At 43.5% G+C, this 16,461-nt stretch carries 16 protein-coding genes and 1 pseudogene; 12 read left to right on the top strand and 5 right to left on the bottom strand.

Annotated features, from left to right (window positions below; all coding sequences use genetic code 11):
• Nucleotides 1-11: 11 nt before the first annotated feature.
• The 6 genes from lptM (at nt 12) to NI462_RS06875 (ending at nt 4,614) form a co-directional block, all read left to right on the top strand.
• Nucleotides 12-245, top strand: a complete 234-nt coding sequence (lptM, locus tag NI462_RS06900; protein WP_005106375.1) for an LPS translocon maturation chaperone LptM — start codon at nt 12-14, stop codon at nt 243-245.
• A 24-nt stretch (nt 246-269) separates the two neighbouring features.
• Complete coding sequence (lysA, locus tag NI462_RS06895; protein ID WP_253159750.1) at nt 270-1,514, top strand: diaminopimelate decarboxylase; 1,245 nt, start codon at nt 270-272, stop codon at nt 1,512-1,514.
• Nucleotides 1,515-1,526: 12 nt separating this feature from the next.
• Nucleotides 1,527-2,372: a diaminopimelate epimerase gene (gene dapF, locus NI462_RS06890; protein WP_253159748.1), complete on the top strand. Its 846-nt coding sequence runs from the start codon at nt 1,527-1,529 to the stop codon at nt 2,370-2,372.
• 85 nt (nt 2,373-2,457) lie between these two features.
• The gene (locus NI462_RS06885) at nt 2,458-3,063 is read left to right on the top strand and encodes an alpha/beta fold hydrolase (RefSeq protein WP_005252487.1); all 606 of its coding nucleotides are present in this window, start codon (nt 2,458-2,460) and stop codon (nt 3,061-3,063) included.
• Nucleotides 3,064-3,999: a site-specific tyrosine recombinase/integron integrase gene (gene xerA / locus NI462_RS06880; RefSeq protein ID WP_005252485.1), complete on the top strand. Its 936-nt coding sequence runs from the start codon at nt 3,064-3,066 to the stop codon at nt 3,997-3,999. It begins immediately after the preceding gene.
• A 231-nt stretch (nt 4,000-4,230) separates the two neighbouring features.
• Nucleotides 4,231-4,614, top strand: a complete 384-nt coding sequence (locus NI462_RS06875) for a hypothetical protein (RefSeq protein WP_004731804.1) — start codon at nt 4,231-4,233, stop codon at nt 4,612-4,614.
• Nucleotides 4,615-4,823: 209 nt separating this feature from the next.
• Here the strand turns inward: NI462_RS06875 and NI462_RS06870 are convergent, their stop codons facing one another.
• Complete coding sequence (locus tag NI462_RS06870) at nt 4,824-5,318, bottom strand: Lrp/AsnC family transcriptional regulator (RefSeq protein WP_004645712.1); 495 nt, start codon at nt 5,316-5,318, stop codon at nt 4,824-4,826.
• Between the two features lie 112 nt (nt 5,319-5,430).
• On the opposite strand from NI462_RS06870, the gene NI462_RS06865 reads away from it, so the two are divergent.
• The 6 genes from NI462_RS06865 (at nt 5,431) to NI462_RS06840 (ending at nt 12,898) form a co-directional block, all read left to right on the top strand.
• The gene (locus tag NI462_RS06865; protein WP_253159746.1) at nt 5,431-6,036 is read left to right on the top strand and encodes a LysE family translocator; all 606 of its coding nucleotides are present in this window, start codon (nt 5,431-5,433) and stop codon (nt 6,034-6,036) included.
• 523 nt (nt 6,037-6,559) lie between these two features.
• Nucleotides 6,560-7,312, top strand: a complete 753-nt coding sequence (locus NI462_RS06860; RefSeq protein ID WP_004280496.1) for an electron transfer flavoprotein subunit beta/FixA family protein — start codon at nt 6,560-6,562, stop codon at nt 7,310-7,312.
• Nucleotides 7,313-7,330: 18 nt separating this feature from the next.
• Nucleotides 7,331-8,263, top strand: a complete 933-nt coding sequence (locus NI462_RS06855) for an FAD-binding protein (protein ID WP_004280494.1) — start codon at nt 7,331-7,333, stop codon at nt 8,261-8,263.
• Between the two features lie 179 nt (nt 8,264-8,442).
• Nucleotides 8,443-9,102: a hypothetical protein gene (locus tag NI462_RS06850; protein ID WP_253159744.1), complete on the top strand. Its 660-nt coding sequence runs from the start codon at nt 8,443-8,445 to the stop codon at nt 9,100-9,102.
• Nucleotides 9,103-9,422: 320 nt separating this feature from the next.
• Entirely contained in the window at nt 9,423-12,404 is a 2,982-nt protein-coding gene (gyrA, locus tag NI462_RS06845) for a DNA gyrase subunit A (RefSeq protein ID WP_253159742.1), read from the top strand.
• A gap of 68 nt (nt 12,405-12,472) precedes the next feature.
• Nucleotides 12,473-12,898: an outer membrane protein assembly factor BamD gene (locus NI462_RS06840; protein ID WP_253159740.1), complete on the top strand. Its 426-nt coding sequence runs from the start codon at nt 12,473-12,475 to the stop codon at nt 12,896-12,898.
• A 27-nt stretch (nt 12,899-12,925) separates the two neighbouring features.
• On the opposite strand, the gene NI462_RS06835 is transcribed toward NI462_RS06840, so the two are convergent.
• The 4 genes and pseudogenes from NI462_RS06835 to NI462_RS06820 all read right to left on the bottom strand — a co-directional run.
• A complete protein-coding gene (locus NI462_RS06835; protein WP_253159739.1) occupies nt 12,926-14,026 on the bottom strand; it encodes an ABC transporter permease in 1,101 nt (366 codons plus the stop codon).
• On the bottom strand, nt 14,023-15,153 hold the full coding sequence (locus NI462_RS06830) for an ABC transporter permease (RefSeq protein WP_253159736.1): 1,131 nt from the start codon (nt 15,151-15,153) through the stop codon (nt 14,023-14,025). Before NI462_RS06830 ends, NI462_RS06835 begins: the two co-directional genes overlap by 4 nt.
• Nucleotides 15,153-16,283: an HlyD family secretion protein gene (locus NI462_RS06825; protein WP_004645703.1), complete on the bottom strand. Its 1,131-nt coding sequence runs from the start codon at nt 16,281-16,283 to the stop codon at nt 15,153-15,155. The genes NI462_RS06830 and NI462_RS06825 overlap by 1 nt, the downstream gene beginning before the upstream one ends.
• 11 nt (nt 16,284-16,294) lie before the next feature.
• Nucleotides 16,295-16,461, bottom strand: a pseudogene (locus tag NI462_RS06820) (TolC family protein); the annotation flags it as partial.

The following is a 16,461-nucleotide window of genomic DNA, read 5'->3' as shown; positions in this document are numbered from 1 at the left end:
TAGGTGGTCAGATGCGCCAAGTCATTTGCTACATCAGTATCTTAGCGACAGGTCTTGTTCTTGCAGGTTGTGGACAGTCAGGTGCTTTGCACTTGCCGAATGATCCAAATTACGACAAGCGTGCCAAGTATCTGTTATACAAAAATACTGAAACTGAGCCTAAAGCGTCCGATGAAGAACGCGAGGCACCTGTGCAACAACAGTTTGCTGCACCTGCCGATTCAGACGTTAAAACCACACCATAACGCTTTCACAGAAAGGATACCTTCATGAGTTTCACCCGCATTAATGGGGTATTGCACGCTGAGCAATGTTCATTACAACAGCTCGCGGAGCAATTCGGCACACCACTCTATGTTTATTCTAAAGCCACTTTGGAAAAGCATTTTTTAGATATGGATCGTGCTTTTGATTTTATCCACCATCAAATCTGTTTTGCGGTAAAGTCCAACTCTAATCTTGCGGTATTGAATGTATTGGCCAAACAGGGTGCCGGTTTTGATATTGTGACCGGTGGTGAATTGGCGCGTGTGCTGAAAGCCGGTGGTGAGCCTTCGAAAATCGTATTTTCGGGCCTGGGCAAATCTGAAGCGGATATCAAAAAAGCGTTGGAAGTCGGCATTGCCTGTTTCAACGTGGAATCTTATGCCGAGCTGGATCGTATCCAGAAAGTTGCAGCTGAATTAAATGTCAAAGCACCGATTTCATTGCGCGTGAATCCGGATGTCGATGCCAAAACCCATCCTTATATTTCAACCGGCTTAAAAGAAAATAAATTCGGTATCCCATCTGATAGCGTGTTCGAAACTTATCAATATGCAGCGTCATTGCCAAATCTGGATGTAGTCGGAATTGACTGCCATATCGGTTCACAGTTGACTGAAACCCAGCCATTTGTCGATGCACTGGATCGTGTCATTGTCATGATTGAGCAGTTAAAAGAGCTGGGCATTCACCTCAAACACATCGATATCGGTGGTGGTCTGGGTGTGACGTATAAAGATGAAACCCCGCCGTCGGTTGAAGAATATGCCAATGCGCTACGTCCAGCTTTAGAAAAATTGGGCTTGAAAGTGTATATGGAACCGGGACGTAGTATTTCTGCTAATGCGGGTGTGTTGCTGACTAAAGTGGATCTGTTGAAGCCAACCAATCATCGTAATTTCGCGATTATTGATGCCGCGATGAATGACCTGATTCGTCCTGCTTTATATGAAGCATGGATGGACATTCAATCCGTTACACCTCGTACCGATGTCGAAACGAAAGAATGGGATGTTGTGGGCGCGATCTGTGAAACTGGTGATTTTCTGGGTAAAGAGCGCGAGCTTGCGATCACGGAAAATGATGTGCTAGCAGTGCTTGGCGCGGGTGCATACGGTTTTGTGATGAGTTCAAATTACAACAGCCGTGGTCGTGCTGCTGAAGTAATGGTCGATGCTGATCAGGCGCATTTGATTCGAGAACGTGAAACGATTGAATCACTCTGGGAACGTGAGCGTTTATTGCCTTAAGGATAAATCAGGATGTTATTAGAATTTACCAAGATGCATGGTCTGGGCAATGACTTTATGGTGGTTGACCTGATCAGCCAGCGTGCTTATTTAGACACTTTGACCATTCAGCGTTTGGCTAACCGTAACTTCGGCATTGGTTTTGATCAGCTCTTGGTGGTTGAGCCACCTGATATCCCGAGTGCAGACTTTAAATATCGGATTTTTAATGCCGATGGTTCAGAAGTGGAACAATGTGGCAATGGCGTGCGCTGTTTTGCTAAGTTTGTGCATGATCGTCAGCTGACTACCAAAACCAAAATCAAGGTGCAAACCAAATCTGGTATTGTAGAGCCGGAATTGGGTGCGAATGGTTGGGTACGGGTCAATATGGGCTATCCAAAATTCCTGCCTCAGGAAATTCCATTTGTAGCTGATGCGCCGGAGAGCCTGTATGACATTGATCTCGCTGGCGGTGAAAGGCTGACGATTGATGTGGTGAATATGGGGAATCCACATGCGGTAACGATTGTACCGGATGTGATTGCTGCAGATGTCGCACGTATTGGTCCACAAGTAGAATCACATGCGCGTTTCCCGGCTCGGGTCAATGCTGGCTTTATGCAGATCATTGATGAAAAACATGCGCGTTTACGCGTGTACGAGCGTGGTGTAGGCGAGACCTTAGCTTGTGGTACAGGTGCCTGTGCTGCCGCAATTTCAGGTATGCGTCGTGGTCTGCTGTCGAGTAAAGTCGAAGTTGAACTGGCAGGTGGCAAGCTGCAAATTGAATGGAAAGAAGGTGATGTGGTCTGGATGACCGGACCAACGGCGACCGTATATGAAGGACGTCTGGATTTACGTTATTTCCAGGGTTAAGCTTGGTTCCGCTTGAGAAAAAAGCACTGTCTTTGATGGTGCTTTTTTTATGCTAGGATGGGAAAAACCGTAGAATTTGACCGAGATGAATAAGCTTGTGTTCCTGCCGGGTGCTTCAGGAAGCCAGCACTTTTGGCAGCCATTAAAGGCAGCATTAACCGGCTATCCAGATCAGCAAGTCATTGCCTATCCAAGCTTTGATGGCGTAGCACCAAATTTGGCCATTCAAAATCTGCATGATTTGCAAGAATTCGTGGAAAAGCAGATAGAGGATGATTCCATTCTGATTGCCCAGTCTATGGGTGGTGTATTGGCCGTTGGGTTGGTACTTAAGCATCCACAGAAAGTCAAAGGACTGGTATTGTTGGCGACATCTGGTGGCCTGAATTTGCAATCATTTCATTGTGCAGACTGGCGAACAGATTATCATGAACATTTTAAAACAGCACCGGACTGGTTTGTACAAGACCAAACTGAATTTAGCCGCATTCAGCTTGAAAGTCTTGACATTCCGATCTTACTGATCTGGGGCGATCATGATCCTTTAAGTACTGTTCAGCTTGGACAATACTTGGCAGGAATTTTTAAAAATGCAAAATTGCATATTATCCAAGGTGGAGATCATTTCTTTGCCAATTCTCATGCAAATCAGGTTGCAATGCTGATTCAAGATTATTTGGAGCAACTCTAAATGGAGCAAGCAGTGATTGTCCCACCTCAACTCTTGCTTAACATGTGGCTGAAAGAACGTGAAATTCAAAACCAGTCCAAACATACTTTGCAAGCCTATGAACGTGATGTCTCAGATTTTTTAGAGTTTTGCCAGCGTGAGCAGCTCAATTTAAACGATGTAGAAGCCACCGATTTACGCCAGTTTCTGGCTGAAAAAGTGGAACAGCATCAGCTCAGTCCTAGCAGCCTGCAACGTATGCTTTCGGCTATTCGTCAGTTTATGAAATGGGCCGAGCAGGCTCAGCATATGGCTTTTAATCCGGCGGATGATTTTCAGTTAAAACGTCAATCGCGTCCTTTGCCGGGCATGGTGGATATTGAAACCGTCAACCAAATTATTGATCAGCCTGCGCCTGAAAATGAAATACAACAGCAAATGTGGCTCCGGGACAAAGCGATGTTAGAATTGCTTTATTCCAGTGGGCTGCGTCTGGCAGAACTGCAAAGCCTGAGAATTAAAGATATTGATTTCAACCGGCAGTTATTACGCATTACTGGTAAAGGCAATAAAACCCGGATAGTGCCTTTCGGTTCCAAGGCCAAAGACAGCGTGATGGCTTGGTTGCAAGTCTATCCCTTATGGAATGGCGATTTTGTACCGGAGGCGAATGTATTTATTACCCAGAAAGGCAATCCACTCGGTGCACGACAAATTGAAAATCGGGTCAAGTTTCAGGCGCAGCGCGCAGGCGTGAATGTAGATTTACATCCGCATTTGTTAAGACATTGTTTTGCGAGTCACATGTTATCGAATAGCCGGGACTTACGAGCCGTGCAGGAAATGCTGGGACACAGTAATTTAACCACCACGCAAATTTATACCCATGTTGATTTTGACCATCTGGCCCAGATTTATGATCAGGCCCATCCGCGTGCGCAGCATAAAGAAGATTGATCATGTGCCCAGTTTTAAAGAATAAAAATCATGAAAATTGTATTTTTGGCACAAAACTTTCATATATAAACCTTAAAATGGAATTGAACTGAACATTGGCGTTCGGGTAAGCATTTCACTATTGTCTTATTCGTTAAATGCGCTATTTCAGGTATAACAATAACTAGTATTTAATATTTAAAATGAAATATTGCTGAGTAGAGTCTCAGCATTTGACCGATGGGAGGTGACATGGACACACTGGTAATTGCAGATATAGAGCAAAAATATGCACAGTTAAGTGAAGCTCAAAAAGAAATGTTTGCAGGTTATGGTTTGCGACAAATCAAGCATTTTGTGGACATTAGCTTACCCAATCTTGAAGCGACTTTACCTGAAGGCGCCATCATTCAAGGGATTAATGCCGATGGGAAAGTTCAGGCCTTTAATGCGGCGACTGGACAATACTATTTATGGATTTCTGACCTGCAATGGCAATTGTCGAATCGTGCGACCCAGGCAGTGGATTTAAAAGAAGATGCGATTGCGATTTGGCAAATTTTTGAATTGGCAGACTATGAGCTGGTAGATTTAAGCCATGTACATCGTGATTTTTTAGCACAAGAAACTGAGTAAATTCTGAAGTATTCACACAGCATAAAAATAAGATTCAGTCCTGTGGTTTGGCTTTGTTCAAGAGGAAAAGGTTGGCTTCTATAGGCAACCTTTTCCTTATGGTAGAGCTTGCCATCTATACGCTTATAGCACAGGTTATGGTTTAAGCAAGCTACGATTATGCAAATCTTAGATTAAGAACATAGCGTCGTTGTCTAAAATCAGTTTGCCTATAAATCTTCTAAAGGCAGCTGGAAACTCTGTTTAATAATCTGGCTGGGTAAATCCGTTTTGACACTGGTAATGCCATTTTTTTTGGTCAAATGGGTCGACTGGAATTTCCGGTAACTTTCCAGATCAGGCACCACGACTTTCAGCATCGCATCACTTTCCCCCAAAATAATGTAGCACTCCATCACTTGCGGCAATTCTTTCATCGCCTCAATAAAGGTATCAATGGTTTCAGCATCCTGACCGACCAGCCAGATGCGCGAAAATAAAATCAGCTGAAAACCAATTTTTTGTTGGTCGACAATAGTCGTGTAATTCTGAATGACGCCTGCATCTTCCAGTAATTTTACCCGGCGTAAACAGGACGAAGGTGAAAGTCCGATTTCACGTGCCAGATCATTATTCTGAATACGGCCATTGGCTTGTAAATGTCGAATGATATTTTTATCAATTCGATCAAGTTTTACCCGCACAGACTTGGTGGATATTTTCATAAATTAGAATAATATTCGAAAAATAATACTTATTATAAAATAAATTGAAAGCCAATTTTGTAAAAAATCGCAGATACTTATTTCACTTTCTGGATTTTGAAAGGAAAAGGAAATGTCTGTATTTGTACTCTTTGCACTGACCGTGCTTCCCCTGATTTTTACGCCTGGACCCGATATGTTATTTATCCTGTCTCAAGTGATGGGTAAAGATGCAAAAGCAGGCATGATGGCAACCTTAGGGGTGTGTTGCGGCTATCTGGTGCATTCGATTTTGGTGGCACTCGGAATTGCGGCTATTATTGTCTCTTTTCCGGTGCTGTTTGAAACAATTCGCTGGCTTGGGATTGCGTATCTGTTGTATTTGGCCTTTAATTTGCTCAAATCGGTATTCAGTAAAAAAGCGCTGAACATTGAGAAAAAGACCTCAGCCAATCCGATTAAAAAAGGTTTTTTTACTGCGCTGTTAAATCCAAAAGGCATGTTGATTTATTTTGCGATTTTGCCGCAGTTTATTGATAAATCGGCCAATACGGTTAGTCAAGGCTTGATTCTGTCCTTTATTTTTATCAGTCTGATTTTTGTGGTGTATTGTGGCTTAAGCATTTTATTCAGCAAAATCAGCCAGAAAACCCAAATGGATGAACGTAAACAAAAATGGGTGGATGGAACTTCTGGTGGTTTACTGGCACTTGCTGCAAGCTGGCTCATCATCAATTAATCTGGTTGCAAAGAAGCATACTGTTCGCAGTATGCTTTTTTTATAATTGCGAAGATTTGAAATTAAATATTCACTTTGTCGGCGTAGAATTCAATGCGCTGGTTTATTATTTGGTCAATTTGTCTTTATATTAGGTTTAATTCGCTCTCAAAAAGAGTTCTGTCCAAAATGACAAAAGCTGACATACGTATATTCCGGCTGTTTTGCTTCAAGCTGCTTTAAATCAATTTAAATTAAATGTGATCAATCAAAACTTCTGATGTGATTAATCAGATAAAAAAATAATATAAATCAATGGTTAAATTTTAAGTAAATATTGATACATTTCATTGTAATAAAACGATAACAATTAATTGTGAACGCATCGTTCAGGGAAAATTACGCATTTTTACACCTCTTTGTTGAATTGTGACTTGACCGAAATGCCGTACACATTGCAAGATAGGGCACCTAAAAAAATTTAAGTGAAGAGTTACACTAACTTTTCTCAACATTTACATTTGCTAAAACAGCCGAGGATTACATGAAGGCTCTTGTTGCTGTAAAACGTGTGGTTGATGCCAACGTTAAAGTTCGTGTTAAACCGGACAACAGTGGTGTTGACTTAACTAACGTTAAAATGTCAATTAATCCATTCTGTGAAATCGCAGTGGAAGAAGCGGTTCGTTTAAAAGAAAAAGGAACTGTTTCAGAAATCATTGTTGTTTCTATTGGTCCTAAAGAAGCCCAAGAACAGATCCGTTCTGCAATGGCGCTTGGTGCTGACCGCGGTATTCTGGTTGAAGCTGATGACAGCCAACTGGGTGCGCTGGAAATCGCTAAAATTCTGAAAGGCGTTGTTGACGCTGAACAACCACAATTGATCCTTCTAGGTAAGCAAGCAATTGATGATGACTCGAATCAGGTTGGTCAGATGCTTGGCGCTCTAATGGGTGCAGGTCAAGGTACATTCGCTTCTGAAGTAAAAGTAGATGGCGATAAAGTACAAGTAACACGTGAAGTAGACGGCGGTTTACAAACTGTTGAGCTGAAACTTCCAGCAATCATTACCACGGACTTGCGTTTGAACGAGCCTCGTTATGCGGCACTTCCAAACATCATGAAAGCGCGTAAAAAACCGCTTGATACCAAGTCACCTGCAGATTTCGGTGTAAACCCTGCAACTAAACTGAAAACAGTGAAAGTTGAATCACCTGCAGAGCGTAAAGCTGGCGTACAAGTGAAGTCTGTAGACGAGCTTGTAGAAAAATTGAAAAACGAAGCGAAAGTGATCTAATACAGAAGGATAAAAATCATGAGTATTTTAGTTATCGCTGAGCACGACAACAAAGCATTAAACGCTGCTACTTTAAACGTTGTTGCTGCAGCGCAAAAAATCGGTGGTGATATCACTGTATTGGTTGCTGGTTCTGGCGCTCAGGCAGTTGCTGACCAAGCGGCTAAAGTTGCGGGTGTAAGCAAAGTATTACTTGCTGATGACGCTGCTTATGCAAACCAATTGGCTGAAAATGTGGCTAAACTTGTTGCTGAATTAGGTAAAGGATATACACATATCCTTGCTGCTTCTACAACAACTGGTAAAAACATTTTGCCACGTGCAGCTGCGCTTCTTGACGTAAGCATGATCACTGACATCATCGCGGTAGATGGTCCTAAGACTTTCAAACGTCCGATCTATGCAGGTAATGCGATTGCGACTGTAGAGTCAGGCGAAAACATCGTATTGGCGACTGTTCGTGGTACAGCATTTGATGCTGTAGCTGCTGAGGGCGGTTCTGCTGCTGTTGAAGCTGCTGCGTCTACGGGTGATGCGGGTATTTCTAAGTTTATCAACGAAGAAATCGTAAAATCTGAACGTCCTGAACTGACAGCTGCACGTATTGTGGTTTCTGGTGGTCGTGGTGTAGGTTCTGGTGAGAACTATCACAAGATCCTTGATCCATTGGCTGACAAGCTTGGTGCTGCTCAAGGTGCATCACGTGCTGCGGTAGATGCTGGCTTCGTGCCAAACGATATGCAAGTGGGTCAAACTGGTAAAATCGTTGCGCCTGATCTGTACATCGCAGTCGGTATCTCTGGTGCAATTCAGCATTTGGCTGGTATGAAAGAATCTAAAGTGATCGTTGCGATCAACAAAGACGAAGAAGCGCCAATTAACGCAGTTGCTGACTACTGGCTAGTCGGTGACCTGAATACTGTTATTCCTGAATTGGTTTCTAAAATCTAATTCCTGAATCGGGTTCAAAATACGCTCTTGTGCAAGCAGTGAAAGCAATGCTTTACTGTTTTGTCCAAGGGCGTTTTTTTATGCAAAAATTTTAAAAATACTCGACAGTCGAAACTAGAGTATTTCATTTGTATGAAAAGTGATAAAATCCCGGTTTGCTTTTTCTCCTGTTTTTAATCATGTCCTTTTCCAAAGCCGCCCATATCCTGTTCATTAGTTTTCTGCTGATTGCGATTTATCTGGGTATTTGCATTCATACTGCCCTGAATGCACCGCCTGCGGTGACTCAGTATTTATTTAGTGAATCAGGCGCTTTTGAAGTCATGAGTCCATGGTTATGGTACTTGCTGGCAGTGCTGTGTTTGCTCAATGTTGAAATCAAACCTAATACCCGAGTGTTTACGGCTATAGCAGCGACATTGTTGGGATTGCGGGAAATGGATTTTCATAAGCAGGTGTTTGAAATGAGTTTTATTAAAACTAATTTCTATCGCAGTGCTGAAATTCCGCTCATGGATAAGCTGCTCGGATTTATTTTATTGCTCGGGATTATTTTTGTCTTTCTGGTACTGGCGAAAAAATTGGTTCAAACCATACGAAGCATGAAAGATTCTTTGAATATTGCACATTTTTTTATCTTCCTCACCATTGCCTGTGGCGGACTGAGCAAGGTGCTGGATCGCACGACCTCAACCCTGAAAGAAGAATTCGGCATCCAGTTGGTACCGCATACTCAAATCATGATTATGACCATTGATGAAGGGGTAGAAATGTTATTGCCAGTTTTATTGATTGTGGCTGTGCTGAGCTATCGTAAAGTACTGAACCAGGCACAATAAAAATATAGAAAAAACGATGAAGATGCGCCAGTTGATTGGCGCATTTTGTTTTTGTAGTACTGTATTTCTCAAAATTTGAGGTATTGAAAAATCCTGTCTGGATGCGCTAATTTTCGGTTTTCAAATAACAAGAAAATGATCACTAAAATGAAGATAATTAACAAGGTTAAGCTGAATATTTCGACACAAAAATACAAGTGTTTATGCTATAATTTAGGGCTGTATTTTAGTTTTTAACTCAGTCGTTTGAGTTAATGATTTTGCTAGTTTTACGACATATAAATACAAGCCAAAATTGGCTTGTAGAATAAGGAGTATGCATGAGCGTATCGGAAATTAGACCGATTGCCATTGAGGATGAACTTAAAAGCTCATATCTCGATTATGCGATGAGCGTGATTGTGTCACGTGCATTGCCCGATGTACGAGATGGTTTAAAACCTGTTCATCGTCGTGTGCTTTTCGCAATGCACGAATTAGGCAATGACTATAACAAAGCTTATAAAAAGTCTGCACGTGTAGTCGGTGACGTGATTGGTAAATATCACCCGCATGGTGATTTTGCCGTATACGAAACCATTGTACGTATGGCGCAAGATTTCAGCTTGCGTTACCAATTAGTTGATGGTCAAGGTAACTTCGGTTCGGTCGATGGCGACAGCGCAGCAGCAATGCGTTATACCGAAGTACGTATGCGTAAACTGACCCACGAACTGTTAGCGGATCTTGAAAAAGATACCGTCGAGTGGGAAGACAACTATGATGGCTCTGAGCGTATTCCTCAAGTCATGCCAACCCGTGTTCCGAACTTATTAATTAATGGTGTCACTGGTATTGCAGTTGGTATGGCGACCAATATGGCGCCGCATAACATGACTGAAGTTGTGAATGCGTGTCTGGCCTATGCTAATGATCCTCAGATCAGCATCGAAGGGTTGATGGAACATATTTCTGGTCCGGATTTCCCGACAGGCGGCATCATTTACGGTAAATCAGGCATCGTCGATGCATACCGTACCGGTAAGGGCCGTTTGCATATCCGTGGTAAATACCATTTCGAAGAAGATCCGAAGAATGGCCGTACCACGATTGTCTTCACTGAAATTCCATATCAGGTCAATAAAGCAAAAACCATTGAGCGTATTGCAGAACTGGTTAAAGAGAAAAAACTGGAAGGCATTTCAGAGCTTCGTGACGAGTCTGACAAAGACGGTATGCGTATCGCGATTGACCTGAAGCGCGGTGAAAACGCTGAAGTGATCGTGAACAACCTGTTCCAGAACACGCAACTTGAAAACTCTTTCAGCATCAACATGGTTTGTCTGGACAATGGCCAACCAAAATTGATGAACCTGAAAGACATCATTGCCGCGTTTATCCGTCACCGTCAGGAAGTGGTCACGCGTCGTACTATGTTCGAATTACGCAAAGCGCGTGAACGTGGTCATATCTTGGAAGGTTTAACCGTTGCCCTGGCGAATATTGATGCCATCATCGAAACCATCAAGAGTTCTGCGAATCCGGCTGAAGCGCGTGAGCGTTTGCAGGCAGGTGAGTGGGCTGGTGGCGGTGTTTTGGCCTTGCTGGAAAAAGCCGGTTCAGTTTCTGTACGCCCAGATGAGATTGAAGGTGAAGACCCAAGTCGCCCGTTTGGTTTGGATGGCGAGATTTATCGTCTGTCACCAACCCAGGTGAATGCAATTATGGAACTTCGCTTGCATCGTTTAACTGGTCTTGAACAAGACAAGTTACATGCTGAATATAGCGAAATTCTGTCACAAATCGCTGAACTGACTGCAATTTTGAATGACTTTAATCTGTTGATGAACGTGATTCGTGAAGAATTGGCCTTGATTCTTCAGCAGTATGGCGATGCGCGTAAAACGTCGATTGTCGAGTCACGTATCGATTTCTCTCGTGAAGATCTGATTCCTGAAGAGCAAATGGTTCTGACGGTATCGAAATCAGGTTATGCGAAAACTCAACCATTGTCTGACTACGCTGCACAGCGTCGTGGTGGCCGTGGTAAGTCTGCGACCAGCATGAAAGAAGATGATTACATTCAGCATCTAATTGTGACGTCAAGTCATGCGACGGTACTTTGCTTTACCAACGTTGGTAAGGTCTATCGTCTGAAAGTCTATGAAGTGCCACAAGCATCACGTGGTGCCAAAGGTCGCCCAATGGTGAACTTGTTGCCACTAGACGAAAACGAGACCATTACTGCGATCTTGCCGGTGATTGATGCGCCGAAGAAATTCAAGGAACGTCTGGCTGACTTCAAGGCATTTGTCAAAGCCAATGCAGCGCAGTTGCAAGCTAATGAAGTGATCAATGCTCATTTTTCCGAGCTTGAAGCAGCGCTGACTGAATCTGAAGATGGTGCGGATGATATTTCTGATGCATTGCGTATTCAATTGAAACAGTTGGGCTTGGAGCTTTCTGCAACAGATCTTGATGATGACATCATCAATGACTTTGCTCAGCAGGCTGAAGCGGTACGTAAGAACTTCTATGTGTTTATGGCGACTGAATACGGTACGATTAAACGTGTAGAGCTTGAACAGTTCTCGAATGTTCGTTCAAACGGTTTACGTGCGATTGAGCTGAATGGCGACGATACCCTCATTGGTGTAGCGATTACCGACGGCGAACAGCAAATCATGTTGTTCTCGAATGAAGGTAAAGCCATTCGCTTCGCAGAGACTGATGTGCGTTCAATGGGCCGCTCTGCCAAAGGTGTACGTGGTATGCGCGTGACCATTGGTGCAGCTGCACAGCTAGAAGAAAATGACGAAACTGAGATCGAGTCTGATGACGAAGATGGTTCAGATTCAGCATTGATTAGCCGAATCGTATCACTGGTTGTTGTACCCGAAACTGGCGAAGTACTGTGTGCATCTGAAAACGGTTATGGTAAACGTACTCCAGTAGATGATTTCCCGACCAAGAAACGTGGCGGTAAGGGCGTGATTGCGATCAAGACCTCTGAACGTAACGGTCAATTGGTGGGTGCTGTTGCCATCGATGCAAGCAAAGAACTGATGCTAATTTCTGATGGTGGTACGCTGGTTCGTACCCGTGCATCTGAAGTGGCACAAACCGGTCGTAACGCACAAGGTGTTCGTCTGATCCGCTTAGGTAATGAGGAATTGCTGGTCGGTGTAGTTTCAATTGAAGCTGTTGAAGAAGATGAGTTTGTTGAAGCGATTGAAGGTGCAGAATCTTTAGTGGCTGAAACGGATGCAGTTGCTGAAACTGAGCAAGTTGAAAAAGATGGTGAAAATTCAGTAGAAGAATAAGTTTTTTACTGATAAAAAGGGCGCTTCGGCGTCCTTTTTTATAAACCTTGACTCCATAAGGGTAAGCGATGAAAACCAAATTAATGTTGTTGGCAGCAGCGGTTGTATTGAGTGGCTGTAATTCAATAGACAATATTCCGAATCCGAGTCCTGAACAGGAAAAGGCGGCACAGCTGGCTTATGAGGATTTGCGTGACGGGAAATATGAGGAATTTCTGGATCAGTTAGAACCGCAGTTGCAAACCCAGTTTAAGGATAATGAAAAGCTGATGAAACGCTTTTCACGCTCAATTCCTCAAGGTGAATACAAGTCTAAGACTTTAATGACCAAAGAGATTGAAGAAGCAACCAATCAGCCTGGACAATATAAGGTCAGTTATGAAATTGCCTATCCGGAGAATCTGGTTCAGTATGATGTGAGTTTTGATAAGCCGAATGGTAGCAACAAGATTCGTAATTTCAATATTCAGGTCTTTGGTGAATCAAGTAAATAAGTGGAATAGGCGCATTGCTATAATGTTCTATCTGCTTTGATGACTAGGAATTAAACGTCGATAAGCCAAGAAAAAGCACATGCTGCCGATCATTCCAAGATAGAGCAGTTTAGGCAAGATTAGCTCTGTAGACACACCCATTTGATTGAGTTGAATAAACATCTGCACAATTTGGGTGGAAGGCAGGATTTCGCCAACGACTTGCATCCAGATAGGCATGGCTGCATGCGGCCAGGCCGCACCAGATAAAAAGAACAGTGGAATGGAAGTGAATACAATGACATGACCCGCACGTTCCGGCAGATCCAGAAAACTGGCAAATAGACAGGTCATGCCAATTATTGTGTAGATAAAAACCGGAACAGCCAGTAGCATCCCGAACAGGTTGCCACCGCGCGGATAATCAAACAGCCAGAAGCTGAAACCGAATAAATAGAAACATCCCAGACAACCAATAGTAAATACCGCTAAACACATCCCAATCAATGCATTTGCATTCAATTCTATTTTTCTTTCCCGATATACCAAAATCAGCATACTCAAACCTAAAAGAATGGTTTGGTGGATAATTAAAGGTGCAACCGCAGGAAAGACATAGCTGCCATAGCCGGACAGCGGATTAAATAAAGGAATTTGATGCACAGAAAGGGCAGGTGAAAAATCCGAGACCTCGCCAAAGCGTTCAGTATAATCTGCTAAAGTTTGCTCAACCGATGTGGCTAAGCCCAGACCAATTTGTTTGGTCACTAAAAAGTTGGCTGTACTTAAATACAGTCCAATGCCACCTGTTTCACCATGCCTTAAGCTTTGCGATAAATTGTCCGGCAGCAGTAAAATGCCATCGGCTTTTTGAGATTCCACCCATTGTTTGGCTTCGGCAAAATTGCCGGTAATCGCCTGAATTTCGACATTGGGGCTTTGTGCCACCTGACCAATAATGCGGGTGCTTAAGCTACTTTGTTCTTCATCGACAATGATAATCGGTAAGGCTTCAGCCTGCTGCGCCTGATAAGCAGTTGGATAAAAAAAGCTGTAAAACAAGACAGATAGAATCAGCGTGGTAAAGATCGTGCCGTGACTGACAATATCCTTGAAGCTTTGTAGATAGTAAAACCAAAGGGATTTCATTGGACTGCTCCTTTGGCGATTTTTTTAAGAAACAGATAAGCCAGCAGAGCGTAGACTAGGGCATAGACCAGCAGGATCAATCCAGCTTGCAGTGAAATATGCAATGGACTACCAATCACCCATTGTTCGGTTTGTAATTTGGCATAGGGCGTAAATGGAATAATATTGGACCAAAACTGGGTGAACAGTGGCGCATTATTTAAAGGTAAAGTCACACCGGCAAAACTTAAAGATGAACCGCCATAGACCGCAATGATGCCAAAAGATTTACTTAAATCTTTGGTCGCCAGAACCACTGCACTGCTTAAAAATGCATAGGCGCTATATAGCAGAAATTGTGCCGATAGAATCAGAGCGAGCGAGCCGGCAACAAACCAGCCGCGAATTTCAATCAGCCAGAACATCCAGATCCAGGTCCACACACTAAAAATAGCCACATAGACCAGGTTCTTAGACAGTAATGCCATCCAGATGGATGAGTTGCTGACCCAGCTTGTTAAGGTCTGTCGCTTCAGTTCCTGACCGACGGAAAATGCCACACAACAACACAGCAGTAAATGCAGAATTGCCGGAATGACATAGGGTTCCAGATAGAATTCATAATTCAGCTGCGGATTATACAGCGGCGATATTTTGATATGCGGTGACGGTGCTTCGAGAGAAGGCAGCCGGTTGCCCAGATATTGCTGTCCGCTAAATTCAGCCAGTGCTTGCAGGGTACTGACCAGCATGGCAGACGAAATGGTATTTCCGATACTGAAATAACTCTGGTTAAAGGCAATACTGATGTCAGCATCCTGAGCACGAACCAGACGTTGCTCGGCGCCGCTTGGAATATGGATATAACCCCAAATTTTATTTTGATTTAACAGGCGCTCAATTTCAGCTGTTTGTTCCGACACCGTAGCAATTTTAAGAGTATGATTCAGCGCCACATGCTGATAAATGCTTTGACTCAGCGCACTCTGGTCTTGATCAATAATCGCAATCGGTAAATGATCGGGTTTACCTTGGGCAAACATGCTGCTGAATAAAATAATCACCAGTGCAGGTGCGAGCGTGACCAGACACAGATCCCATTTTTCGTTGAGCAGATAGCGCAGTTCGCGCCATATACCCGTCCACATTATCGGGTCTCTTTCAGTTTAAATAACACGCTCATCCCGACTCTGAGTTCAGGAATTGCTGGTGCGGGCACAAGATGCAGCTTAAAACTTCGTACATCATAACCGCCGGTTTGGCGTGTAGTTTTAATGGTGGCAAATTCACCCTCGGCACTGATCTGTTTGATTTTAAAAGTAGCGGTTTTATCTAGGGCAGGAATATAACCTTCAATGCTGCTCATTTTCTGAAATGGGGCATATTGGTCTTCACGAATATTCAGGCTCACCCACATTTGATCTTCAATCAGGCTGACCACAGGGACTGCGGTGGCTACTAGCTCCGAGACTTTTCCATAGGTTTTAGAGACCGTACCGTTTACAGGTGCAACTAATTGGGTTTCTGCCTCTAAAGCATTGGCTTCATCCAGCGCAGCCTGGGCAATATCTACCTGTGCATCGGCAGAACTCTTTTGCTGCGAGGTGCTGCCACGTTTGGCACGTGCGTATTGCTGATACGCCGCTTCTGTCATTTGTGCCGCTGATTGACTGGCTGCATACAATTCATCACGGCGCTGGCGTGAAATCACACCTTCCTTAAATAAATTTGCACCACGCTCATAAGAAACTTTGGCTAAATTTTGCTGTGCTTTCAGCGATTGCCAGTTGGCATACAGGCTGGCGATATTTTCTTCCTGCGAGCCACGTTCAGCAGTCGATTGTAAGGCTAGCGCAGATTGTAAAGCCGCTACGGCTTGCTGTTTTTTGGCCTGAATTTCCGGGCTGTTTAAGCGCACCAGCACATCGCCTTTTTTGACCCGCTGACCTTCTTCTACATAGATTTCTTCAATACGGCTTGGCACTTTGGTCGCCACCTGAACCGTTTCAGCTTCTACACGACCCTGCAATTCCAGCGGAGCCGGTTGGTAGCTTTTCCATAATCCAAATGCGATGACTGCCAGCAGAACTGGAATCAGGGCAAGCAATAAATATTTTTTCTTTTTAGCGATTTCAGGAGCTTGTTGTTGCTCGGTCGAAGTCGTCGCGTTGTTTTCTATTTCAGTTTTTGTTTCTACCTGTTGCGCAGGCGATTTTTCTGTATCGCTGGATGAAGCCGCTTCATTCACAGGATCATTGGGTTTTTGATCTTCGTTCATGTTCGGCTCCATTAGCGAATATAGTGAGTGTTGGTATGTTGGATGTAGTTCGGAAATTCTGCAATCGAGCCATGGCTTTGTAATAGTGTGGCCAGTGACATCACATATTTGTAGGCATTCAAGGCAGTTTCAGCTCGTAGTCCGCTCAGCATATTTTGTGCATCGATGACCTGTGTGG

The organism is Acinetobacter lwoffii, from assembly GCF_024129715.1.
Taxonomy (GTDB): Bacteria; Pseudomonadota; Gammaproteobacteria; order Pseudomonadales; family Moraxellaceae; genus Acinetobacter; species Acinetobacter lwoffii_U.
Note: the sequence above shows the minus strand (reverse complement) of the source record. Positions and strands in the feature narration are given on the sequence as shown.